Below are 22,231 nucleotides of genomic sequence, written 5' to 3' on the forward strand. Positions count from 1 at the left end.
GGAATTGCGGGATGGTCTGGAGGCCAGGATGGGCGCGGCTTGCGCGTGGAGGGCACCATCGGCGCGAACATGCCGGCCCGCAGGCGGGGAGCACGGGTCTGGACTAAAGGCCGCCTGCCCCGGCTTCTTCCACAGGCGCAAGCGTACGCTTTCGCTGGATGTCCCGGTGGGGCGGCTCGCCGAACATGCGTTTGTACTCCCTGCTGAACTGGGTCACGCTCTCATAGCCTACGGAAAGGGCCGCCGAGGCCGCGCGCATGTCTTCCATGAGCATCAGGCGCTGGGCCTCGTGCAGCCTGAGCTGCTTGAGGTATTGCAGGGGGCTCAGGCCGGTGACGGTCTTGAAATGACGATGGAGCGTGGACAGGGACATGCCCACCTGCCGTGCCAGGCTCTCCATGCGTACCGGTGCCCCCAGATCCCGGCGCAGGATGGAGACGGCCTGCAAGACCTGGCTGTTCTGCGAGCCCTGGGCATAGAGCCCGCGCAGCACATGGCCCAGGGGCCCGATCAGCAGCAGATAGTGCAGCTCCTGCAGGATCATGGGCGCACGGATGGCGATCTGCTCCGGCTTGTCCAGCAGCTCGGCCAGACGCAGCACCGCTTCCAGGAATTCCGGTTCGGCATCCGCCACGGCGACAGCGGGGCCGTCTTCCTGCGGCGTTTTGCCCGTAGGCCGCATCCTGAGCATGAGGTCCGTCAGGATCTGCCTGTCCAGATAGAAGAAGAGGGAGAGGAAAGGCTGTCCGGGAGCCGTATCGAAAAAGGAAGACGAGCTGGGCATGTCGATGCCGGAGACCAGGAACTGGCCCCGCCGGAAGACGAATTCCTGCGAGCCGATGAGCGAGCGTTTGCTCCCCTGGACGATGACGGACACCAGCGGTCCTTCGAAGCAGCGGTCAGGTGCGGGCGGGTCCTCCCGCCGGACGAGCACCAGGCCGTCGATGGGGCTGGGGCGGATCTCCGGGGCGGGGAGGTGCCGCATCAGGATGTCTTTCAGGGCGGCAAGGATATCTTCTTTGATGGACAGGGCTGAGGATGCCATGAGGACCTCCGGTTCGGGCTGTCTGTCCAGTGTAACCAAAAGACGGCAGGGAGAGAAGACGCCGCCGATGGCGCCTGCGGGCAGGCGGCACGACTGTGCAAGAGCGCCGGAGGGGATGCGAGCCCCAAGACAAGGCGCTGCCTTTGCCCTGCTGACAGGCAGGCGGCAGGGAACGGTACAGGGAGCTGTCCGTCCGTGGTTGCCCGGCAGTGTGGCTATACCTCAGGCGATACCGACCGGGCGTGCCCTATAACGATCAACAAAAGGAAACGACCATGCAGGAAAACAGGGGGCCTTTCGCCCAGGGCGGTGCCAACACGGCCTATGCCCGGTACTTTGTCGGCAACAGTTATTTGAACATGCTTTCCACCGAAGGGGTCATCATCGGTAACGTGACCTTCGAACCGGGATGCCGCAACAACTGGCATATCCATGAGGCGACCAGCGGCGGTGGGCAGATATTGCTCTGCACCTCCGGGCGCGGCTGGTATCAGGAGTGGGGCAAGCCCGCACGCGAACTGCACGCAGGCGACGTGGTCCACATTCCCGCCGGGGTCAAGCACTGGCACGGCGCGGCCAGGGACAGCTGGTTCGTGCATCTGGCCGTGGAAGTCCCCGGTGAGGACTGCCGCTCCCAGTGGCTGGAGCCTGTCAGCGAAGAGGAGTATGCCCGTCTGCCCTAGGCAGGAGCATCTTGCATCCGGTGTTCACGGCGCCGGATGAGCATGTCGGCAGCTGCCGGAAAAAGGAGGCCGCCGCTGTTCCTGCAAAAACAGCGGCGGCGGAGTGCGCGCGGGAAGGAGAAGCACGCGCGGGAGAGAGACGGATGGTCCGCCCCGGGAGGGCTAGAAGGTGTAGGCGAAGATCAGCTGGGCTTTCCAGGCATCCTGCTTGGAGCAGTTACGTTCGCTGACGTAGCTTTTGTCCCAGGTGTCCTTGTCCATCATATTGACGATATAGCCGAGCTCGAGGTTGGCTTCCAGGTTCTCGTAGATCTGCCAGGAGTTGACCAGGTTGAATTCCAGCAGGCCGTCATTGGTGGTCAGATAGGGGCCGTCCTGGGCTGCGGTGGTGTCGTCCCAGGCCACGGCGGAACCCATATATTTGACCATGGAGGGGCTGTTGGTGCCGCCCCAGTAGGCCACGCGGAAGGTGTGCTTGAGGTCTTCCACAAAGCTCACGTCCGCGATCTGCAGGCCCACGCCCCAGGTACCGGCGTAGGTCAGATTGTTGTCGTAGAAGTTGTAGCCGGTGCCCCAGGCCAGGTTGCCGTCACCCATGAAGGACGTGAAGTTGCCCGCGCCGGCGATGGAGGGCAGGCGCTCGGAACCGTTCTTGACGTTGCCGTCGTCACCGGAGGCATACCAGCCGAAGATGCCGGGGGTGCCCCAGTCCATCTTGTATTCCACCAGGGCCTTGACCAGCCAGCCTTCACGCTTGCTGTTGCCGCGCACCCAGTCCGTACCGCGCTTGAGCACGTCGTAACGGCCCATGGCTTCCACATAGCCGTAATTGATGTCGAATTCGATGTTCAGGGGATCGAAGGCCGTGATGGCCACGGGCAGACCGGCCCAGAACATGGAACCGTAGGCCTTGCCGGTTTTGCCGAGGGCAAGGCCGTTCATGCCGGGCAGATAGCCGGGCAGAGTCACGTCCAGCGCGCCGTCGGCCGTACCCACGCCGCCTTCATTGAAGCGGGTGTTCTTGCCCTGCATGCCGTACATGGCCCAGGGGGTCAGCTCCACACCGTCGAACTTCAGGGGCAGCATGAGGGCGAAGAGGTCCATGTTGTCCAGATAGTTGTTGTAGCCGTTGCCGTAGGCTTCGCCGTCGGCATTGGTGCCGGTGTAGTTGTCGTTAAGCGGACGCATCCAGAGGGCGGTCAGGCCCACGTTGTCGTTGAACTGGTAGCTGGCGACCACGGCGGCGGCGTCACCGTCCATGATGGCGGAACCGCCGGCCACGTTGGGCAGGGCCACGGCCTGCAGGCCCATGCGGAGCTTGAGGTCGGTATTGGGCACCATCCAGTCGATATAGGCGTTTTTGACCTTCACCACCTTACCGTCGGCACCCAGGGCGCCGCCGCTTTCGGCATTGCCCCACATCTGGTCGCCGATCTCGAAGAACACCGTACCGGACAGGGATTCGGAGGCCACGGCATCCAGCTGCAGGCGGACGCGCTGACCGGCATTGAAGGTATCCTCATGGTGGCGCTTTTTGTTGTCCACATCCTTGATGAGGCTGCCGTCACCAAGGCCGAAGCCCACCAGCCATTCGCCGGAGGCTTTGAAGTCGATGGCTTTGGCGCCGCTGGCAGCCCCCAGGAGCATGCCGGCAGCCAGCATGAGGGTAAGAATCTTTTTCATGACCTTCTTCCTTACTGTTTGAGGTTCACACCTATCAGGCGACAGCGGCGCCCCCCGACGCCGTAGCAGCCGCCCGGGCCGTATTCCGCGCCTTGGCGCGGGCTTTTTTGTCCTTGCAGCGGCAGTTGGGGCAGGTGCCCTTGCAAACATGCTTTGCCTTTTCAGGGACGATGAGGACCTTGTTGCCGCTCGACGCCAGCTCAAAGCCGCGGGAGCCTTTGTAGTGGATGCGCTGCGGCGCGATGGAAGGCTGGGGCGCACCGCGCAGGGCGGCGGCTGCCGCAGGCTGGATACGGGTCACGTGGCGCACGTCGATGAAGAATTTGTTGCAGTCGTTGCTGTGGCAGCGCATGAGGTTCAGGATGGCACGGGCCTGTTCCAGATCCAGATCCTCGCCGGTGGCGATATGCAGGTTGTTGGCGCTGCGGCGGAAAGAGATCCGGGTCTGGGGAAGGTTTTCCAATCTCGGCATGGTGGCTCCTGTGGTAATGTGTTTTGTTGGGGTCAACATGTCATGATTGAAAATCAATGTCAATGGAATTGAAAGTTGTTTTCAATTCAATTTTGTCTTTAAAAAATAAAAACAAATATTCCAAGATGATGGCGAAGAAAAAAACTTGGTTATCTTTACAGATATGAGATTTGAGAGCTCTGGAAAATGATGAATAACCAAGCCGCTTTTTTTCGGTAGGGAGCCATGGAACAGACAAAAGGTGATATGTTTATAAAAAACGTGTCACTTTTGCCGTACTGCCATGAAAGCTGTCGACGCCAGCTCAAGGTCGGGGCACCCACCGGGGCCCCGTTGTATGGACGTCTCGAAAAATCTTTTACTTTGCGCTATGGTGCGCCCACAGGAAGGCCTCTGGAGAAGATCATGACGACAGCCACAAGCCGATATTTTGCCCTGCTGGCCCTGACGGCCGCCCTCTGGGGCGCCCAGCCGCTGCTGGTCAAGATCACCATGCGGGAGCTGAACCCGTCCACCATGACCGCGGTGCGCTATCTGCTCATGAGCATCACTTTTTTTGCGCTCATGCGCTGGCGGGGCCTGCCGCTCCTGCCGCCGCTGCGCCTGGTGCCGGCCCTGCTGCTCATGGGCATCACCGGCGTGGCGCTCAACAATATCGCCCAGTTCACCGGTCTGCAGCTCTCCACGGTCAGTAATGCCACCCTCATCGCCACCACCACTCCGGCCGTGACTGCCCTGGTTGCCCTGATCTTCCTGCGTGAGCGCCTGCTGCCCATCGAACTGCTGGGGATCCTGCTATCCGTAGCCGGGGCGCTGTTCCTCGTCAGCAAGGGGCAGATAGACGTCCTGCTGCATATCTCCTTCAACAAGGGGGACCTGCTTTTCTTCACCGCTCAGCTGGGCTGGGCCGTCTATTCCCTGACGGGCTTCCGCGTTATGCGCCATCTTCCGCCCCTGACGACCACGGCCTGGGCCGGGCTGTTCGGGACGGCGGGCACCTTCCTCTACGCTGCGCTGACCGGGCAGCTGGACGTGCACACCGTGGGCGGCACAACCCTGGCCTGTATGGTCTATATCGTCTGGATAGGCGGCGTGTGTGCCATGATTTTCTGGAACATGGGGGTCAAAGCGGTGGGGGCAGGGCAGGCGGCCATCTTTCTCAACATCATGCCGCTGGTGGGCGTTGTCCTGGGCGTGACCCTGCTGGGAGAGGACTTTGCCTTCCGTGAGGCCTTCGGTGCCGTGGGCATCCTGGGCGGGGTGTATATCCTGACGCACAGCCGCCAGATCATGCGGCGCATGGACCAGCGCCTGATCCGGCGCGCCCGGGAGCTGGCGGCCGCCCGCCGGCAGGCTGCGGAAAAGGAATCCCGCCGGGGCTAAGAGCGGCGGGACATTATGTATCAAAGGACAGGCTGCGGCTATGAAAGAGACTGAATATGGAAGACACCGGCTTGCGGATCTGGTCCTGCTCCTGCTGGCCGTCCTGTTTTGCTGGTGTGCCCTGCAGGGGACGCTGGACCTCAATCCCCAGGGCATCGGCATGGACAGCGACCTGCAGAACTATGCGCAGATCCTGGAAGCCGGGGAATATCCTGCGGCCTTTGCCGGTGACCCGGTGGCGTCTTTTTTCCCGCAGGATCCGGGCGTGCCCAACTTGCTGACAGCCCTGGCCGGCCTGTTCCCCGGCGGGGACAACGCGGCCACGGATATGCTGCGTGTAGGCGCGCTGGGCGTTTTTTTGCATTTCCTCGCCTATTACATCCTGGGGCGCTGCCTGTTCCGCAGTCCGTCTCTGGCGGCTCTGCTCTCGATCCTGATGTGCATCGCCGTGCACTGGTCGTTCGGCACCTTCTGGGGCAGCATGCGTTCGGATCCGGTGCCGCGCATCTTTTATGCCGACCTCTGGCCTTTCCTGTTGCTGCTGGCCTGTGCGGCCGTCAAGCGTCCACAGCTGCAACCCGTGGTCATGTTCCTGGCAGGCTGTGCCATGCTGGTGCATACGGTCAGCGCCCTTATGGGCGGAGCCATGTTCTTCATGGCCTTTTTCCTGCTCTGGCAGGACAGGGGCCTGTGGCGCCATGCAGGCCTGAGCCTGCTGAACCTGTTGAGCTTCGCGGTCCCCGTTGTTATATACATGGGGATCTTCCTTGCGGATACGCCTGCGCCGCCGGCCGGATATGCCGGGCTTTTTGCCGAGGTGCGCGCCCTGCGCTACAGCAAGGACTGGCATGATGTCTGGCAAAGCCTTGCAGACATCCTGCGCTATTATACGTTCCCGATCCCGATACTCCCTGCGGCGGCCGTGTCGGCCGTGGTGCTGTTCAGAAAGCGGCAGCAGCTGGCCGGGCCGGTGCGCACCCTGCTGCGGCTCATGCCGGGCATGGTGCTGGGCATTGTGGGCGGCTGTGTGCTTTGTGCCCTGGAAATGTGGCTGGCCCGCCATCTGGGGCGGCAGAACATGAGCCAGGAGATCCTGCGGGGTACACGCTTTTTGGTGCCGCTTTCCTGGCTGCTGCTGACTTGCCTCCTGTCCCTGTACTGGCAGGGCATTGCCCCCCTGCTGCGCCGGGGTTTCGTCGTCCTGCTGGCTGTCGTATTGCTGTCTCTCGGACAGGGCAAACAGGTGGTGGCGGCCCGGCATGCCCTGGCGGACGTGACCGGTCTTAGCTGGCTGGATACGCAGGAGGCCCGACAGATCAAAGTGCATTCCTTGCGATTGCAGGATGCCCTGCGGGCTTTACGTGCGCAGGCGGGGCCGGAAGAGTTGGTTTTTGCTGATGGAGATTGCATGGCGGTACGTTTTGCGGCCCGTATGCCCATGCTGCCCGTGCACAAGGACGGGAACGTCATCTATTATGCAGGCGATCCGGTCCTGGCCGGGCGCTGGCTGGCTATGCAGCGCTGCATGGCAGCCGATGGCGCCGGTTACATGGATGTCTGGCGTACGGAGCAGGCCGCGTTGCTGCTGACGCGTCATGTGGAACATAAGGCCCAGTTGCTGCGTTACGGTTCCCTGCTTTTTGAGAACGAAGATTGGCTGTTGCTGCGGCGTTCGCTGCCGCCAGCTGCGGACGGCAAGGCACAGACCATGAGGAGTGGACATGCAGACTGAAAAAAAAGGCAACAGGATCGCGGTCCTGATCCCCTGCTATAACGAGGCGCTGACCATTGGGAACGTGGTCAGGGATTACCGGCAGGCCCTGCCGGATGCCGACATTTATGTGTATGACAACAATTCCACCGACGAAACGGCTCGTCTGGCCCGTGAGGCCGGTGCCATCGTGCGCTCCGAGCCCCGTCAGGGCAAGGGCAACGTGGTACGGACCATGTTCCGTGACATCGAGGCAGACTGCTATCTGATGGTGGACGGAGACGATACCTATCCGGCTTCGCAGGCGGCGGCCCTGTGCGCGCCCGTGCTGGAAGGCCGTGCGGACATGGTCATCGGTGACCGGCTGTCCTCCACCTATTTCACGGAGAACAAACGTCCGTTCCACAACAGCGGCAACATGCTGGTGCGCCGTTGCATCAACATGTTCTGGAGACGCGGCCAGCAGATCGAGGACGTCATGACGGGCATGCGGGCCATGTCGCCCCTGTTCGCCAAATCTTTCCCCATCCTTTCGCAGGGGTTCGAGATCGAGACGGAGATGACCATCTTTTCCCTGGCCAACAACTTCCGTATCGCCTCCATGCCCATCCAGTACCGTGACCGGCCGGAAGGGAGCTTTTCCAAATTGAGCACGTTCCGGGACGGTTTTCGCGTTCTGAAGACCATTGCCGTTCTGTTCAAGGATTACCGTCCTCTGCTGGTCTTCTGGTCGCTGGCCTGTCTGCTGGCCGTGATCTCTCTGGGGCTGTTCCTGCCTGTACTGGGCGAGTACATGTCCAGCGGGCTCGTGCCCCGATTCCCGTCCCTGATCGTGTCCGGGTTCTGCATGCTGGCGGCCCTGCTGAGCTTTATTTCCGGTCTGATCCTGGACTGCCAGCGCAAGCGGGCTCGGCAGACCTTTGAGATTCAGCTCAATATGCTGTCACTGCTGCTGCGGCAGGAGAGGATAGCGATGCCCTCCGGCGGGAACAGGCCGGAGCAGGACCTATAGGCGTCAATGAAGAAAGCCGGGCTGTTGCCCGGCTTTTTGCATTTTTGCGGCAGTGTTGGACAGATGCGGCGAGGAGAGGCAAGAGCTCCCTGGCCGGCTAGCTGAGGGCCTTGCGCTTCATGATGTAGTTCCAGATCATGACCACGCCTGTGGCCACGACTTTGGCCAGCATGTAATGCAGGGCCAGCTTGTCGACCAGCAGCCACATGCAGATCTGGTTGATGCCCAGGCCGGCCAGGCTCGAACCCACAAAGACTACCTGCCGGGCGAAGCTGCGTGCCGCCTGATGGAAGACAAAGAACACGCAAAGGTAATAATTGACGATGACGGCCACGATGAAGGCCCAGGCGGACGACCAGAGATAGTGGACGTCCAGCACGCTGGTCAGCAGGAACAGCAGGCCGTAGTCCACCAGGAAGGTCAGGCCGCCCACGATGCAGAAGCGGAAAAATTCCGCGCCACGGCTGGCAAGGGACATAAGAACTCCTTTGGGATTGGGGCTGCCCTGACTTACCCTGTTCCCCGCCGGGGCGCAAGCCGGACGGCAGGAGGACGGCACGAGGAACATGCGGGCCCCCAGTCCTGAGATGCCTGCGCTGCAGAGAAGGGGCATGCAGCCCTCTACCGCAGGGACAGCGTGGCGGAAAGCGCAAGTCCCCGCGAGCCATCAGATAGCACAAGCCGTACGGTAGGAGGACGCTTCCTTTACCGGCTGCTGTCCTTCCGGGGCCTGTTTGTGCTTGTGACCGGCAATACCTCTCAGATGCGTGCGATCTCTTCTTTCGGTTCCTCCGGTCCGGCGGAGCGGATCTGCCCCTTGTCCAGCAGGAAGAGGGGGGCGGAGGGCTGGATTTCCCGCAGCAGGGCAGCCGTATGGGGATGGCAGGTGAAAAAGAGGATCTGCTGCCGGGGGCCGTATCTTCCCTGGCTGAGGTCCCCCAGGATGCGGGCCGTGCGCCGTGCCCGGCCGGGATCGAAGTCCACCAGCACATCGTCCATGATGACCGGCAGGGGGCTGGCCTGTGCCGCGTGATCCTGGATGTAGGCCAGACGCAGAGCCAGATAAAGCTGCTCCTGTGTGCCCCGGCTCAGCTGCTCCGGGCTGACGGGCTCGCCCTGCGGCGGCATGACGCGCAGGCTGGAATCACCCACGACGGCCCCCACGTCCTGCCAGGCCCCTGCGGTGATGTCCCGGAATATGGCCGCGGCACGGCGGATGACACGGGGCTGGCGTTCCTTCTCAAAGGCCAGCTTCGCCCTGTGGAGCAGGGCATGGGCCAGACGCAGGCGGCACCAGGCGCGGGCCTGCCGTTGCAGCTCTTCCCGCTGGTCGGCTTCCTGCTGCAACAGGTCGGCCAGGGTCCCGTCCTGCCGCATGGCTTCCACGCGCACACCCAGAGCCGCGACGTCTTCCGCCAGTGCGTCCTCTTCCTGATGCAAGCCCTCCAGCAGATTCTTCTGCCCTGCACAGGCCTGTTCCTCTTCCTCCCGGGCTTCTTCCCGGAAAGAAGACAAAAACGCTTCCAGCGGCTGCGTCCCGGCCACCAGGCGCAGGCTGTCTTCCAGCAGCAGGCGACGCTGCTCCGTCTGGCGACGTTCTTCCAGCAGGGCGGCTGTTTGCAAAAAATTCCCATCGTCCCGGGCTTCCCCCTGATGCAACAGGGCCGCCAGCTCGGTACGGATGCTGTCCAGATCACTTGCCGCACGGTGGCAGGCCGTTTCCTGCTCATCCAGCAGCTGACGCAGGCGGGCCTGCTCTGCGGCGCGGTGGCGGGCGTCCTCCGCCGCCTCGCCCAGCATTTCCAGATGCCGGAGCCAGTCGGCATCCTGCGGCGGCACGGGGCGTCCCGTTTCTTCCAGCAGGGCCGCCAGCGGTGCCCGCAGGGCTTCTGTTTCGCCGTGCAGACGCTGCAGATGCGAATCTTCCTGTTGCAGCTCTTCTTCGAGGCGTAAACAGGTCTCCATGCCGTCCAGGACCGCATGGACGGTCCCCGGCGTCAGGTCTTCCGGCAGGCCCAGAGAATGCAGGCCGCTGGTCCAGGCGGTCCGGGCCGTCTCCAGTTGGCGGGCCGCTTCCTGCGTGCGGCAACGGCTGTCCTCCAGTACCTTGCGGCAACGTTCCAGCAGCCCGGCACTGGTCGCGGCCTCGGCAGCGGCCTGCGAATGTCCGGCACGGGCCTCCTCCGCTTCCCGGCAAAGAGCAAGGCCGCGGCGGACAGCCTCCGGCAGGCTGGGGCAGGCGGCATCGGGAGGGAGCAGGGCCAACAGATCGCGCAAAGCCTGTTCCGCCTGTTGCAGGGAAGAATCCGCATGTCCTGCATCATCTCCGGCTGCGCGCAGTGCCTCCGCCAGTGTGGCGGCGGTGGCTGCCCGCTCGAAAAGCAGCCCTGCCGCTGCCGGGGCAAAGGCCGTCGCCGTGGCTGCGGGCAGCATGTCCTGCCAGCGGTTCTCCCCGTCCTGTATGGCGGCAAGGAGTTCCTGCTCCTGTTCGGCCAGTCGGGCCAGCGTTTGCCTGACGCGCCTTAATTCCTGCCGCAGGCTGTCGTGTTCCTGCAAGAGCTGATCCAGCTGGCGGCGCGCGGTCTGCTGTTTTTCCAGACAGCTTTCCAGTTCATCGGCATCCGGGATCTCGTTGTTCATGCTGCGCGGCAGGGGCAGACGGGCAAGGCGGTGCTGCTGTTCCCGCAGGCGTCCTGTGCTTTCTTCCAGCAGCTGCCGGATGCGCGCCGCTTCTTCCCGGCGATGGCGCTCCGCCTTCCCGGCATGGGGCAGGCCGCCTGCCAGCAGGGCAAGACCGCAGACCGCCGCCAGTCCGCCTGCCCAGGGCGAGGCCGTTATTCCGGGCCAGGAGAGCAGCTCCGGGGCCCACTGTCCGGCCAGCAGAAGGGCCAGACCGGAGAGCAGGAGCACGATGCCCATGCAGAGCAGGGGCAGGCTGCCGCCTGTCAGAGGACGCTCCAGCTGTTGGGCCTGCTGTGTCAGCCCTTCCTGCCGGACCGTCTCGGCGGCGATCCCGGAGCGGAGCGTACGGCAATGCCGCACGGCGGCAGCAAAACGATCCAGGGCTTCCTGCTCCAGGGCCGGATGCCGGTCGATGGCCTGGACAAGGGTCGTCTCGCGCTGTTGCAGCTTGTCCTGCTCCTGCCGTGTGTGGTCCTGCTGTTCCCGCAGGCTGCGCAAGCGGTCCGTCAGATGGTCGAGGCGGGAGGCCAGCGCGAGGGCCTCGTCCCTGTGGCGGAGCAGCCGCTCCGGCCCGGCAAGGTCGTTTTCGTCCAGGCGCAGCGGCGCGCAGGCACGCGAAAAGGCTTCCCGGGCCCGTTGTTGCCGTCGCTGCCAGCGGGGAAGGTCTCCCTGTTTTTCCTGCCAGTTCTCCAGAAGGCGCTGCAGGTGGCGTTGCTGGCCGCTGTCCAGAGGCGGCTGGCAGTCGGGCAGGACCTCCAGACGTTGCAGATGTGCCTGATGGGTCTCCTCAGCCTGTGCCAGTGCGGCGGCGGCCTCGTCTTCCCGCTGGCGGGCCATCTGCAGGGCCGTCGTACAGGTCGCCAGTGTGGCGGCCTGCCGTTCCACTTCCTCCCGGCCGAAGACAGAGCGGTCTGTGGCACGGATGCGGGCGCAATCCCAGTCAGGGCCCAGACGGGAAAGTTCTTCCTGCAGACGGCGGGCGATCTGTTCCTTGCGCAGACGCGCCAGCGGCAGGTCGGTCAGGGCTTGCCGGTAGGTGGCGGTCTGTTCCGTCAGGGCGCGCAGGCGGGGCTGAGCCGCCACAAGGGTCTGGTCCGGGCACAGCTCCCGGAGTTGTTCGCGTGTCCGCGCGTACTGTTCCCGAAGGCCCTGCAGGGCACGCTGCCCTTCCTCCTCCCGTTCGCGCAGACGGGCCAGACGCTCGCGTCCCTGCGGCGGGAAATCCTGCGGCAGGCCGGAAAGGCGCTCCAGCCGCATCCCCAGCAGATGCCACTCCCGCCACTGCTCCCAGACCGAGAGGCGCCGTTCCGTACGGCGCAGGGCGGTCTCCAGCTCCGTCTTGCGGCGGCGGAGGTCTTCCAGATCCTGTTTGCGCTGCTGCCACTGGGCGCACAGGGCGTCGTAGCTGCTACTTTGGGCATCGGCCTGACGGATGCGGGCCCGCAGCTCCTGCCAGCAGCCTGCCTGGACGTTGAGGGGCAGCTTGCGGCCCTGCGGGCGATAGATGGCGTCGGCCTGCTGTTGCAGGGCGCGCAGCACATCGGCCGGGGAACGCAGGCCCGTGCCGAAGCTGGCCCCGTAGAGGGCGTGGCGCACGGCCTCGTCGTCCAGGCTCTCGAAGCGCTGCAATTCCCCCAGACTGAAGCCGAAAACATTGCTGTAGACCTGACGGTCGATGCCCCGGAAGAGTTGCTCCAGCAGGCTTTCCGGCACAGGGGCCCCGTCGGGGCCGGTGAGCTGCAAACGGCCGCTGCCCGGACCGGGGCGGCGATGCAGGTGCAGCAGGCCGTGGAGGCCGCTTTCCAGCGTCAGGCTGCCCCCGGCCTGTCCGCCGCGCAGGGGCTGGCCGGCCTGACGCTCCTTGCGCCCGGAGGGGTAGCCGGTGAGCATGGCCCGCAGGAAGGCCAGACAGGTGGACTTGCCGGCTTCGTTGCCGCCCAGAAAAATGTTGATGCCCGGGCCGAGGTCTTCGGCGCCCGTTTGGGCGAGGATGCCGAAACCGTCTGCGTGGAATGAGAGCAGGCGCATCACTTTCCCTCCAGCATGTCCAGGCAGAGATAGCGGGCTTCGTCCAGCAGGCCTTGGAGCTCTTCCCCTTCCGGCATGTCGAGCATCCCTGTGGGGTAGTGCCGGAACAGGGGCGCCAGCTCTTCTTCGGCAAAGGCGGCCAGCGCTTCGGGCTGCTGTCCGAGCTCTTCCGCCAGGCGCAGGGCCTCGCCCAGCAGATCCTGACGTTGCAGGCAGGCGGCCATGTCCACAGCGGGGGCCGTCTCCACGTACAGGTCCTTGATATGGACAGGCAGAGGCAGGGGAGCCTGATGCAGGCGCTCCCGCAGGTCGCGGCAGGTCTCCGGACGGCGCAGCAGGCTGTCCAGCGGGGTGCGCCCCTGCAGGCAAAGGCGCACGACCATGAGCGTGCAGGATGCGTCAGCGCTTTCCGTGACCGTGGTCAGGGCCTCCAGTAATCTGTCCTCCACGGCATCGAGCCGGTCCACGGCATCCAGGCCGATGGTTAGACGCTGCCATTGCACCGGCCCCAGCGGCAGGAATTCTTCCCGGCAGGAGAAAGCACCGTCGCAGGCCTCGGCAGTGACCAGCAGACAGCCGCGCGGGCCGCCTTCATTGATGTGGAGTCCCTGGGCATTGCCGGGATAGGCGATGAAGGGATGGCGCGCCAGGGTGCGGCGTTCGTGCACATGGCCCAGGGCCCAGGCATCCAGACCGGCGGCGCGCAGATCGTCCAGCGAGCAGGGGGCGTACCTGTCCTGTGTGGGGCTGCCTTCCACGCTGCAATGCAGCACGCCCAGCTGGAAGCAGGCTGCGTCCGGCCGGCGGTGGAAAAGGAGGGCCAGGTTGCGGGCCTCCCTGATGCGGGCATGGCTGATGCCGTGGATCACGGCAAGGGGAGCCCCGTCCCGGTACAGCACATGCTGTTCGGGCTCCGGGCCGAAGATGGTCACGTTGTCGGGCCAGTCCACGGTCTTCAGCCGCGAGTCCAGCGGGTCATGGTTGCCGTGGGCCCAGAAGACCGGGATGCCGCAGGCCTGCAGGCGCACACAGCCGTCGCGCAGGGCCAGCTGGGCTTTGACGCTGTGCTCTTCCTGATTGTAGATGTCCCCGGCCAGGACGAGAAAGTCCGGCCGCAGGTGCTCGCACTGGTCGAACAGGCGTTGCAGGGCCGTGAAGGTGGCGTCGCGCAGCTGCGCTTGCAGGGCCTCTCCGGCATCGGTACGGCTCAGGCCCAGGAAGGGGGTGTCCAGATGCAGGTCGGCGGCATGGATGTATCGGAGGCTGTTCATGGCGTGTCCTTGGCGTGGGCTCCTCCGGCAGAGATATGTTTTTTCCGGCGGCAGGACAAGTTGCGCGCGTGGAGGCGTGCGCGGTTGACGCTGTCAAAGCCCGTTGGTATGACTAGCGTTTATACCACAGGGGGAAAGAATGGCGCGAATCCTTTACGGCATCCACGGGACAGGGCATGGCCATGCCATGCGCGGGCTGACCATCGCCCGCCGTCTGGGCGCACACGAATTTCTGTTCGTGGCCAATGACGACGCCCCCAAGATACTGGAGCCCGAATTCCGGGTGCACCGCATCCCCAACCTGGGCACGGTGTTCCGCAACTATCAGGTGGATGTGGGCGCTACGGTGCGCAAGGCCATCCCGTTGCTCTGGCACCGTCAGCGCTATGTGGATGAAGTGCTGCGCCTTATCGACCAGTTCAAGCCCGACGTCTGCATGACGGACCTGGAATACTTCGTGCCGCGTGCGGCCGAGAAGGCCGGGCTGCACTGCCTGACCCTCGACCATCAGCACGTCATCACCTGCTGCCGCCACGGCTGGCTGCCGCCGCGCATGTGGTGGGATCACCTGCTGCAGGGCATCACGCCCCGCTATCTGTTCCGGCCCACGGAGCAGAATTTGCTGGTCTCTTTCTATGCGCCGCCGGTGCAGCCCCGCTATCACGCCCGCGTGGTGCCGCCCATCCTGCGCGAAAGCGTGCTGCGCCTCAATCCCCGGGACGACGGCCATGTGGTGGTCTACCAGAGCAATTCCACGCACCGCAAGCTGGTGGACTTTTTGCTCCAGGCCACGGACCGCCCCTGCTATGTCTTCGGCTATGACCGGACGGAAGGCCGCGAGGGCAACGTCATCTTCATGAAGAAGAGCGAAGAGGGCTTCCTCAAGCTGCTGGAAGGCTGTTCCTACGTCATCCAGGGCGGCGGTCACACGCTGATGACCGAGGCCCTGCATCTGGGCAAGCCCATCCTGAGCCTGCCGCTCAAGGCCATGGTGGAACAGTGTTTCAACGCCCTGTACCTCGAACGTCTGAACTACGGCATGCAGGCCGACATGATGAGCCTGGAGCCCGCCTTGCTGCGCCGCTTCGAGGAACGCCTGCCCGAGTTCCGGGCCTCCATCGCGCGCGGGCATTTCTGCGGCAATGACCTGGTCTTCGGCCTGGTGGATACCTTCATTCGTACCGGTACCCTGCCGGTCTCGGGCACGCCGAAGGTGGTGGAGTAGGAGAAAAAGCTTTCATCACGGCAAGGATGCCATCCCTGTTTCCATGATAGCAAAACGCCTCTTCCGTCTCATGCGGGAGAGGCGTTTTACGTGGAGCGCTCCACGCGCAGGGGGGCTCTTTGTTATTCCCCTTGTCCATATGTTCGCTCGGCCATCCCCATGGGAGTGGGGAATACGGCCTTCGTCGGCAAGCTCATCGGCGCGTTCTCGGTCTATCCTCACGCATGTGGGGAGTACTCTTCAACGAGATGCAAGAGATAACAAACTGTCAGCGGAACGGCTGCATACTGCCGAACCAGACCATGCTTGCTGCAATCCTGCGCCACGAACATCAAAAAAGGGAAGGAGCTTTCGCGCAAGGCGGCTCCTTCCCTTCCAACAATACTGCCCGGCAGGGCAGTGACGATCCCTTGATTTTACATGCCCAGATAGGCGGAACGCACGTCCTCGCTCTTGAGCAGGTTCTCGGCGCTGTCGCTGGTGACGATACGGCCGTTCTCCATCACATAGCCGCGGTGGGCGATGCGCAGGGCCTGGTTGGCGTTCTGTTCCACCAGGAAGACCGTGGTGCCGTTGGCGTTGACGCGCTGGATGATCTGGAAGATCTGCTGGATGATGATGGGCGCAAGGCCCAGCGAGGGTTCGTCCAGCAGGAGCAGCTTGGGCCGGGCCATGAGGGCGCGGCTGATGGCCAGCATCTGCTGTTCGCCACCGGACAGGGTGCCGCCGGTCTGCTTGCGGCGCTGGGCCAGGATGGGGAAGAGGTCGAACACATAGTCCATGTCTTCCTTGATGCCCTGCACGTCGTTGCGCAGGAAGGCGCCCAGGTCGAGGTTCTCGCGTACGCTCAGGTCGGGGAAGATGAGGCGGCCTTCGGGCACCTGCGAGATGCCCAGGCGGACGATCTCGTGCGGGGGCAGCTCGTGGATGGGCTCGCCGTTCCAGAGGATCTCGCCCTTGCGCGGCCGGTTGATGCCGCAGATGGTCATGAGCGTGGTGGACTTGCCGGCGCCGTTGGCACCGATGAGGGTCACGATCTCGCCGTCATCCACGCGCAGGGAAACGTCGCGCAGGGCCTGGATGTTGCCGTAGTAGGTATCAATGCCCTTGACTTCAAGCATCTTCGCTTTCTCCCAGATAGGCCTGAATGACGCGCGGGTTGCTGCGCACTTCCGCGGGAGTGCCGGCAGCGATGCGCGAACCGTATTCCATGACATAGATGCGGTCGGACAGGGACATGACCATGCCCATGTCGTGCTCGATAAGCAGGATGGAAAGATCCCGGTCCGCGCGGATCTGGAGCACCAGATCCTTGAGCTCGTTGGTTTCCTGCGGGTTCATGCCGGCGGCGGGTTCGTCCAGCAGCAGCATGCGGGGCTCGGTGGCCAGGGCGCGGGCGATCTCCAGACGGCGCTGGGCACCGTAGGCCAGGTTGCAGGCCTTTTCGTTCCACAGATCCTGCAGGTGCACGGTCTCCAGCAGGCTGTAGGAGATGTCGATGGATTCCTGCTCTTCGCGGCGGGTGGCGGGGTTGCGGGTCAGCGCGCCCCAGATGCCGGCCTTGGTGCGGCAGTGGCGGCCGATCATCACGTTTTCCAGCACGGTCATGTCGCTGAACAGACGGATGTTCTGGAAGGTGCGGGCCATGCCCAGCGCCGTGATGAGGTGGGGCTTGCGTCCGTTGAGCAGATGCTTCTCGCCGTTGGCGCCGTACAGGTGCACGGTGCCTTCCGTGGGCTTGTAGATGCCGGTGACGCAGTTGAAGAAGGTGGTCTTGCCGGCGCCGTTGGGGCCGATGAGGGCCACGATCTCGCCTTCGTTGACGGTCAGGTCCAGCTCGTTGAGGGCGCGCAGACCGCCGAAGTCACGCGTCAGGCCCTTGACTTCAAGGACGGGTTTCATGCGCGTTCTCCTTTGTTGCCGCCCTGCAGGGCGGTGATGCGGTAGCGGCGGCGCTCACCGGTGACGAGGCCCTGGGGCCGGAAGATCATCATGATGACCATGATGGCGCCGAAGATCAGCATGCGGTACTCGGAGAAGGCACGCAGGTATTCGGGAGCCAGGATGAGGATGGTGGCGGCGATGACCACGCCCACGATGGAGCCCATGCCGCCCAGCACCACCATGGAGAGGATCATGGCCGATTCCATGAAGGTGAAGCTGGCGGGGTTGATGAAGGTGGTCTTGGCCGCGAAGATGACGCCGGCGAAACCGGCCCAGCAGGAGCTCAGGGCAAAGGCCGAGAGCTTGACGCGGGCCAGGTCGATGCCCATGGCCTCACAGGCGATCTCGTCTTCACGCAGGGCCTGCAGGGCAAGACCCACACGGGAGTTCTTGAGGCGGCTGATGACGATGATGGTCAGGATCACGGCCAGCAGCACCAGATAGTAGATGAAGATGGTGTTGGCGGCGATCTCCAGCTCCTGGCCGAAGAAGGAGGGGCCGGGGATGTTCTTGATGCCGCCGGAACCGCCGGTGAGGCTGGTCCAGTTGAGCAGCACCAGGCGCACGATCTCGCCGAAGCCCAGGGTCACGATGGCCAGATAGTCACCGCGCAGGCGCAGCACGGGGAAGCCCAGGGCCAGGCCGAAAACGATGGCCATGAAGCCGCCCACGGGCAGACAGGCCCAGAAGCCCAGGCCGAACGCCTGGTTAAGCAGGGCGTAGGAATAGGCGCCCACGGCGTAGAAGGCCACATAGCCCAGCACCAGCTGACCGGCGATGCCCACGGCGATGTTCAGGCCCAGGGCCAGGATGACATAGAGCATGGCCGAGATCATGATGTTGGTCTGGTAGAAGGAGCTCACCAGAGGCATGGCGATCATGACGGCCAGCAGCAGGCCGAGGCTGGTCAGACGGGTGGTGGTATTGCGGTTGGGCAGGGTGACCAGGCTGTGCAGGCCCTTGCCCAGGCCTTCGGGCAGGCGGATCAGCGGGATGCCGCGAGCCTTGCGGCTGAAACACCAGTTCCAGAGCATGGAAAGGAAGAAGATGGCCACGCCCAGCAGGATGACCCTGTCGAACTGCCATTCCACGGTCTGGTCAACGCTGTTGAGCTTGATGCCCATGACCGGGAAGGTCAGGAGCATGAACCAACAGGCAGCCAAAAGGGCTTTTGTAAGATATTGCATCATGATTGGCTACACCTTCTGCACTTTCGCTTTGCCGAGGATGCCGTCGGGACGGAAGATGAGGATGAGGATGAGCAGGGCAAAGGCCAGGGCATCCTCATAGTTGCCCGACAGGTAGCCGGTGGTCATGCTCTCGGCGATACCCAGCACAAGGCCGCCCACCATGGCACCGGGGATGGAACCGATGCCGCCGAGCACCGCGGCCGTAAAGGCCTTGAGGCCGGCCAGGAAGCCGATGCCGAAGTTGACCTGTCCCATGTGGGAGGCGATAAGCACGCCGCCCAGGGCCGCCAGAGCCGAGCCGACGATGAAGGTGAGCGAGATGATGCGGTCGGCATTGATGCCCAGCAGCAGGGCCATCTTGCGGTTCTGCGCGGTGGCGCGCATGGCCTTGCCCATGCGGGTATAGCGGATGAACAGGCTCAGGGAGACCATGGCCAGCGTGCTGGTGACGAGGATCAGGAAATCACTGGGGCCCATGATGTTGCCCAAGTAATCCAGAAACTCCATCTCCGGCAGCAGGCGGGGGAAGGGGACATAGTCAGAGGTCTGCGCCAGCAGCACATAGTTCTGTAGGAAGATGGACATGCCGATGGCCGAAATGAGGGGCGACAGACGCGGGGCGCCGCGCAGGGGTTTGTAGGCCACCTTTTCCAGAGTATAGCCGTAGGCCGCGCTCCAGACCACGGCCGCGAGGGCCGCAACGATGAGGATGCCTCCGGCGGGGAAACCGACGATGCCTAGCACACCGGCTACCAGCAGGGCCGTGAAGGCGCCCAGCATGTAGATTTCGCCGTGTGCGAAGTTGATCAGTTCGATGATGCCGTACACCAGCGTGTAGCCCAGGGCGATGAGGGCATAGATGCTGCCGCGTGTGAGGCCGCCGAAGAAAAGTTCGATAAAGTACTGGAAGTCCATGCCGTTACAGGGGCTGCGGTTTACCCGGGCGCAGCGGGCAAGAGGGCGCGGAGGCCATGCCTCCGCGCCCGTGCGCCATAGTATCCTATTAATGCAGAGTGATGCTGTGGTCGCTTTCGACGAACTTGCCGTCCTTCACCACGTAGACGGACAGGCCCAGACCGGTGGCGTCACCGGCCTTGTTGAAGGACATCTTGCCCAGAGGGGTGTCCACTTCGGTGCTCTTCAGAGCGGCCATGATCTTGTCGGTCTCGGTGCTGCCGGCCACTTCGATGGCCTTGATGAGGGCCTGGGTGGCGGCATAGGCGTTGTAGTAACCGAAGCCGGGCTCGCTGCCGAACTGCTTGACGTGGGCTTCGCGGGCGTGCTTGTACATATCCAGGGTACTGGTATCCTTGGGATAGGAGGCCATGACGCCTTCGCTGTCCTTGCCGGTCATCTTGAGGAAGGTTTCGTCCTTCACGCCGTCAGGACCGATGAGGGGGGTCTTGACGCGGTCGCGGCGCATCTGCTGCACCAGCTTGGAGGCGGTGTTCTGGTAGCCGCCGAAGATCAGGACGTCGGCCTTGGCGCGACGCAGCTTGCGCACCACGGCGGAGAAGTCCACGGCGTCGGGGGTCACGGCTTCGAACAGGACGGTCTCGATACCGGCCTTTTCGAGGATGCCGCGGTTCTGCTGGGCAAAGCCCTTGCCGTATTCGCCGTTGTCATGCAGGTAGGCGACCTTCTTGGCCTTCAGCACTTCGATGATGTAGCTGCTGGTCAGCTGGGCCTGGGCATTGTCGTTGGCCACGGTGCGCAGGAACAGGGGGTGCTTGCCTTCCAGGGTCAGGGCAGGCGTGGTGGCCGTGGGGGAGATGCTGATGATGTTGGCGCTTTCAAACATGGGCAGGGAGGCGTTGGTGGCGCCGGAGCAGATGGGGCCCATGATGGCCACGACCTTGTCGGAGATCAGCTTGGTCGCGGCGTTGGTGGCCAGTTCGGGCTTGCACTGGTCGTCCTGGGACACCAGTTCGATCTTCTTGCCCAGCACGCCGCCCTTGGCGTTGGCTTCTTCAATGACGATCTTGGCGGCATTGAGGCTGGGAACGCCGTACGAGGCCAGGTCGCCGGAATGGGCGCCCTGCACGCCGATTTTGATGGTGTCGGCGGCCATGGCAGGAGCCGCAACGGCAACGCTGCACAGCGCGGCCATGAGCCAGGTCATGCACTTTTTCATTTTCTCCCTCCTTGAGAGACTCCATGCACTGCCGGGCGTCGCACAACAGCAAAGCGACGTCTACCTTGCGGCAGTATAAGCCCTTTCTATTGCATCTTTATCTGATTCCTGTCAATGCGGTTTGCCGGATGGACACACAAATCCATCTCCCCCGCACGGCCACATATCTACTGTGATTTCTTGTGGCTGGAACGCAGGTGCAGGCGCATGGGCGCATGCGTGATGCCGAAGATGCGGCGCAGGGCGCGTTCCAGATAGCGGGCATAGCTTTCCGGCACGCGGTCGGCGTCACTGACGAAAAAGACGAAGGTCGGCGGCTGGGACTCGGCCTGGGTCAGATAGAAGAACTTGGCGCGCACGCGCTTGACCACCGGGGGCTGGTGGCGGGTCAGCACTTCTTCCATGGCCCGGTTGAGCTGGCCGGTGGGCACGCGGATGGCGCATTCCTCATGGATTTTGCGGGCCATGGGCAGGATCTTGTTCAGGCCCGTGCCCTTGAGGGCCGAGACCGTAAGGATGGGCACATGCTTGCAGAAGGCCAGCATCTCGCTCACGTTCTGCAGCAGCTGCTTGAGCTGCCCGGCGGGCACCAGGTCGCACTTGTTGACCAGCACCATGAAGGGGATCTTGCGGGTATCCAGCAGATCCATAAGGCGCTTGTCCTGCTGGCTCACGCCTTCGGTGGCGTCCAGGGTCAGCAGGGTCACGTCGGCCTTGGTGGTGGATTTGAGGGCCGCGTTGACGGAGTACTTTTCCACGATGTCCGTGATCTTGGTACGACGGCGCACCCCGGCGGTATCCACAAAGACGTAATCCTGGCCGTCGCGCTCGAAGCGCACGTCCACGCTGTCGCGGGTGGTGCCGGCCACGTCGGAGACGATCATGCGTTCCTCACCGGCCAGGGCGTTGATCATGGAGGACTTGCCCGCGTTGGGGCGGCCCAGCATGGCCAGGCGCAGGGCCGGGGGCTCGTGTTCGGCCTCGTAATCATCGGGCAGCAGGTCGGCCAGTTCTTCGGTGAGGGCGCGGATGTTGTGCCCGTGCTCGGCCGAGACCGGCAGCAGGGGGAAGCCCAGGCTGTGGAACTCGGCCAGCAGCTCGTCTTCCTTTTCCAGACCGTCCACCTTGTTGACCACGCAAAGGGTGGGCAGGCCCATGCGGCGGATGTGGGCCGCCAGATATTCGTCCAGGGGCAGCAGGCCGTCACGGCCGTCCACCACGAAGGCCACGGCACAGGCGTCCTTCATGGCCGCCTCGGCCTGGCGCAGGATGTCGGACTCGAAGCCGCGGATGCCTTCGGGGCCTTCGGTGACCATGGCATGGGCATCCAGGGTGATGCCGCCGGTATCCACGATGCCGAAATCAGGATGGCCCTTGCGGCGGACCACACCTTCCATGCGGTCGCGGGTCACGCCGGGACGGTCATGGGTGATGGCGCGGTTGCTGCGGATCAGGCGGTTGAACAGAGTGGACTTGCCCACGTTGGGGCGTCCCACCAGAACGATGCAGGGTAATGAGGACATGGGTCTCCCTTCGGCCATGACGGGCCGTTGTTGCGGAAATGGGGCCGCACGGGGCGGCGGGCATGGCGCACGGAGAAACGGGATGGAAAAAAGGCCCCTCAAAGCGGGGTGAGCGCCACACGCTGCGCTTGTGTAGCATCCTTGAGGCCGTTTGAAAAGAAAAAAATGCCTCGCGGGCGCATTTGCCGGAGTCGGCAGGATGCGGGCAGGTAACATATCGGGATGACAGGCATTTTTTCAGGAAG

Annotated in this window: 17 protein-coding genes; 5 read left to right on the forward strand and 12 right to left on the reverse strand. The window is 63.7% G+C overall.

Annotation, left to right across the window (positions count from 1 at the left end; translation table 11 throughout):
- Window positions 1-103: 103 nt before the first annotated feature.
- Entirely contained in the window at window positions 104-1,045 is a 942-nt protein-coding gene (locus ACQRBR_RS03485; protein WP_427812327.1) for an AraC family transcriptional regulator, read from the reverse strand.
- Between the two features lie 275 nt (window positions 1,046-1,320).
- Between ACQRBR_RS03485 and ACQRBR_RS03490 the strand changes: the two genes are divergently transcribed.
- Window positions 1,321-1,728 (forward strand): cupin domain-containing protein, encoded by a 408-nt coding sequence (locus ACQRBR_RS03490; protein ID WP_303880293.1) that lies wholly within the window; start codon window positions 1,321-1,323, stop codon window positions 1,726-1,728.
- Between the two features lie 162 nt (window positions 1,729-1,890).
- Here the strand turns inward: ACQRBR_RS03490 and ACQRBR_RS03495 are convergent, their stop codons facing one another.
- Both ACQRBR_RS03495 and ACQRBR_RS03500 read right to left on the reverse strand, forming a co-directional pair.
- Window positions 1,891-3,411 (reverse strand): outer membrane homotrimeric porin, encoded by a 1,521-nt coding sequence (locus ACQRBR_RS03495; RefSeq protein WP_427812328.1) that lies wholly within the window; start codon window positions 3,409-3,411, stop codon window positions 1,891-1,893.
- Between the two features lie 34 nt (window positions 3,412-3,445).
- On the reverse strand, window positions 3,446-3,883 hold the full coding sequence (locus ACQRBR_RS03500) for a squalene cyclase (protein WP_204673848.1): 438 nt from the start codon (window positions 3,881-3,883) through the stop codon (window positions 3,446-3,448).
- Window positions 3,884-4,288: 405 nt separating this feature from the next.
- Between ACQRBR_RS03500 and ACQRBR_RS03505 the strand changes: the two genes are divergently transcribed.
- Genes ACQRBR_RS03505 through ACQRBR_RS03515 form a run of 3 tightly spaced genes read left to right on the forward strand, consistent with a single transcriptional unit; the run spans window position 4,289 to window position 7,989 of the window.
- The gene (locus ACQRBR_RS03505) at window positions 4,289-5,266 is read left to right on the forward strand and encodes a DMT family transporter (protein WP_427812329.1); all 978 of its coding nucleotides are present in this window, start codon (window positions 4,289-4,291) and stop codon (window positions 5,264-5,266) included.
- 40 nt (window positions 5,267-5,306) lie between these two features.
- The gene (locus ACQRBR_RS03510; RefSeq protein WP_303880287.1) at window positions 5,307-6,998 is read left to right on the forward strand and encodes a hypothetical protein; all 1,692 of its coding nucleotides are present in this window, start codon (window positions 5,307-5,309) and stop codon (window positions 6,996-6,998) included.
- Entirely contained in the window at window positions 6,988-7,989 is a 1,002-nt protein-coding gene (locus ACQRBR_RS03515; protein ID WP_204673846.1) for a glycosyltransferase family 2 protein, read from the forward strand. Before ACQRBR_RS03510 ends, ACQRBR_RS03515 begins: the two co-directional genes overlap by 11 nt.
- Before the next feature lie 97 nt (window positions 7,990-8,086).
- On the opposite strand, the gene ACQRBR_RS03520 is transcribed toward ACQRBR_RS03515, so the two are convergent.
- The 3 genes from ACQRBR_RS03520 to ACQRBR_RS03530 all read right to left on the reverse strand — a co-directional run bounded on the left by ACQRBR_RS03520 (window position 8,087) and on the right by ACQRBR_RS03530 (window position 13,970).
- The gene (locus tag ACQRBR_RS03520) at window positions 8,087-8,467 is read right to left on the reverse strand and encodes a GtrA family protein (RefSeq protein WP_204673845.1); all 381 of its coding nucleotides are present in this window, start codon (window positions 8,465-8,467) and stop codon (window positions 8,087-8,089) included.
- Window positions 8,468-8,748: 281 nt separating this feature from the next.
- Window positions 8,749-12,699, reverse strand: coding sequence for an AAA family ATPase (locus tag ACQRBR_RS03525; protein WP_427812330.1), 3,951 nt, complete (start codon window positions 12,697-12,699; stop codon window positions 8,749-8,751).
- Complete coding sequence (locus ACQRBR_RS03530) at window positions 12,699-13,970, reverse strand: metallophosphoesterase family protein (RefSeq protein WP_427812331.1); 1,272 nt, start codon at window positions 13,968-13,970, stop codon at window positions 12,699-12,701. The genes ACQRBR_RS03525 and ACQRBR_RS03530 overlap by 1 nt, the downstream gene beginning before the upstream one ends.
- Window positions 13,971-14,109: 139 nt before the next feature.
- On the opposite strand from ACQRBR_RS03530, the gene ACQRBR_RS03535 reads away from it, so the two are divergent.
- Window positions 14,110-15,195 (forward strand): glycosyltransferase family protein, encoded by a 1,086-nt coding sequence (locus tag ACQRBR_RS03535; protein ID WP_427812332.1) that lies wholly within the window; start codon window positions 14,110-14,112, stop codon window positions 15,193-15,195.
- A 416-nt stretch (window positions 15,196-15,611) separates the two neighbouring features.
- Here ACQRBR_RS03535 and ACQRBR_RS03540 read toward each other — a convergent pair whose 3' ends face one another.
- The 6 genes from ACQRBR_RS03540 to der form a co-directional block, all read right to left on the reverse strand.
- Entirely contained in the window at window positions 15,612-16,316 is a 705-nt protein-coding gene (locus ACQRBR_RS03540) for an ABC transporter ATP-binding protein (protein WP_006003506.1), read from the reverse strand.
- Complete coding sequence (locus tag ACQRBR_RS03545) at window positions 16,309-17,097, reverse strand: ABC transporter ATP-binding protein (protein WP_006003508.1); 789 nt, start codon at window positions 17,095-17,097, stop codon at window positions 16,309-16,311. The genes ACQRBR_RS03540 and ACQRBR_RS03545 overlap by 8 nt, the downstream gene beginning before the upstream one ends.
- The gene (locus tag ACQRBR_RS03550; RefSeq protein WP_303880342.1) at window positions 17,094-18,326 is read right to left on the reverse strand and encodes an ABC transporter permease subunit; all 1,233 of its coding nucleotides are present in this window, start codon (window positions 18,324-18,326) and stop codon (window positions 17,094-17,096) included. Before ACQRBR_RS03550 ends, ACQRBR_RS03545 begins: the two co-directional genes overlap by 4 nt.
- Before the next feature lie 9 nt (window positions 18,327-18,335).
- Complete coding sequence (locus tag ACQRBR_RS03555; protein ID WP_168935217.1) at window positions 18,336-19,244, reverse strand: ABC transporter permease subunit; 909 nt, start codon at window positions 19,242-19,244, stop codon at window positions 18,336-18,338.
- An 88-nt stretch (window positions 19,245-19,332) separates the two neighbouring features.
- On the reverse strand, window positions 19,333-20,463 hold the full coding sequence (locus ACQRBR_RS03560) for a branched-chain amino acid ABC transporter substrate-binding protein (protein WP_303880276.1): 1,131 nt from the start codon (window positions 20,461-20,463) through the stop codon (window positions 19,333-19,335).
- 167 nt (window positions 20,464-20,630) lie between these two features.
- Window positions 20,631-21,986, reverse strand: coding sequence for a ribosome biogenesis GTPase Der (gene der / locus ACQRBR_RS03565; RefSeq protein ID WP_040368902.1), 1,356 nt, complete (start codon window positions 21,984-21,986; stop codon window positions 20,631-20,633).
- Window positions 21,987-22,231: the final 245 nt, after the last annotated feature.

Source organism: Desulfovibrio sp. SGI.133, from assembly GCF_050313955.1.
GTDB lineage: Bacteria > Desulfobacterota > Desulfovibrionia > Desulfovibrionales > Desulfovibrionaceae > Desulfovibrio.

What these genes read in the sequence shown, in the direction of transcription:
- ACQRBR_RS03485 (WP_427812327.1), bottom strand. Translation starts at nt 1,045, where the DNA reads ATGGCATCCTCAGCCCTGTCCATCAAAGAAGATATCCTTGCCGCCCTG.
- ACQRBR_RS03490 (WP_303880293.1), top strand. Translation starts at nt 1,321, where the DNA reads ATGCAGGAAAACAGGGGGCCTTTCGCCCAGGGCGGTGCCAACACGGCC.
- ACQRBR_RS03495 (WP_427812328.1), bottom strand. Translation starts at nt 3,411, where the DNA reads ATGAAAAAGATTCTTACCCTCATGCTGGCTGCCGGCATGCTCCTGGGG.
- ACQRBR_RS03500 (WP_204673848.1), bottom strand. Translation starts at nt 3,883, where the DNA reads ATGCCGAGATTGGAAAACCTTCCCCAGACCCGGATCTCTTTCCGCCGC.
- ACQRBR_RS03505 (WP_427812329.1), top strand. Translation starts at nt 4,289, where the DNA reads ATGACGACAGCCACAAGCCGATATTTTGCCCTGCTGGCCCTGACGGCC.
- ACQRBR_RS03510 (WP_303880287.1), top strand. Translation starts at nt 5,307, where the DNA reads ATGAAAGAGACTGAATATGGAAGACACCGGCTTGCGGATCTGGTCCTG.
- ACQRBR_RS03515 (WP_204673846.1), top strand. Translation starts at nt 6,988, where the DNA reads ATGCAGACTGAAAAAAAAGGCAACAGGATCGCGGTCCTGATCCCCTGC.
- ACQRBR_RS03520 (WP_204673845.1), bottom strand. Translation starts at nt 8,467, where the DNA reads ATGTCCCTTGCCAGCCGTGGCGCGGAATTTTTCCGCTTCTGCATCGTG.
- ACQRBR_RS03525 (WP_427812330.1), bottom strand. Translation starts at nt 12,699, where the DNA reads ATGCGCCTGCTCTCATTCCACGCAGACGGTTTCGGCATCCTCGCCCAA.
- ACQRBR_RS03530 (WP_427812331.1), bottom strand. Translation starts at nt 13,970, where the DNA reads ATGAACAGCCTCCGATACATCCATGCCGCCGACCTGCATCTGGACACC.
- ACQRBR_RS03535 (WP_427812332.1), top strand. Translation starts at nt 14,110, where the DNA reads ATGGCGCGAATCCTTTACGGCATCCACGGGACAGGGCATGGCCATGCC.
- ACQRBR_RS03540 (WP_006003506.1), bottom strand. Translation starts at nt 16,316, where the DNA reads ATGCTTGAAGTCAAGGGCATTGATACCTACTACGGCAACATCCAGGCC.
- ACQRBR_RS03545 (WP_006003508.1), bottom strand. Translation starts at nt 17,097, where the DNA reads ATGAAACCCGTCCTTGAAGTCAAGGGCCTGACGCGTGACTTCGGCGGT.
- ACQRBR_RS03550 (WP_303880342.1), bottom strand. Translation starts at nt 18,326, where the DNA reads ATGCAATATCTTACAAAAGCCCTTTTGGCTGCCTGTTGGTTCATGCTC.
- ACQRBR_RS03555 (WP_168935217.1), bottom strand. Translation starts at nt 19,244, where the DNA reads ATGGACTTCCAGTACTTTATCGAACTTTTCTTCGGCGGCCTCACACGC.
- ACQRBR_RS03560 (WP_303880276.1), bottom strand. Translation starts at nt 20,463, where the DNA reads ATGAAAAAGTGCATGACCTGGCTCATGGCCGCGCTGTGCAGCGTTGCC.
- der (WP_040368902.1), bottom strand. Translation starts at nt 21,986, where the DNA reads ATGTCCTCATTACCCTGCATCGTTCTGGTGGGACGCCCCAACGTGGGC.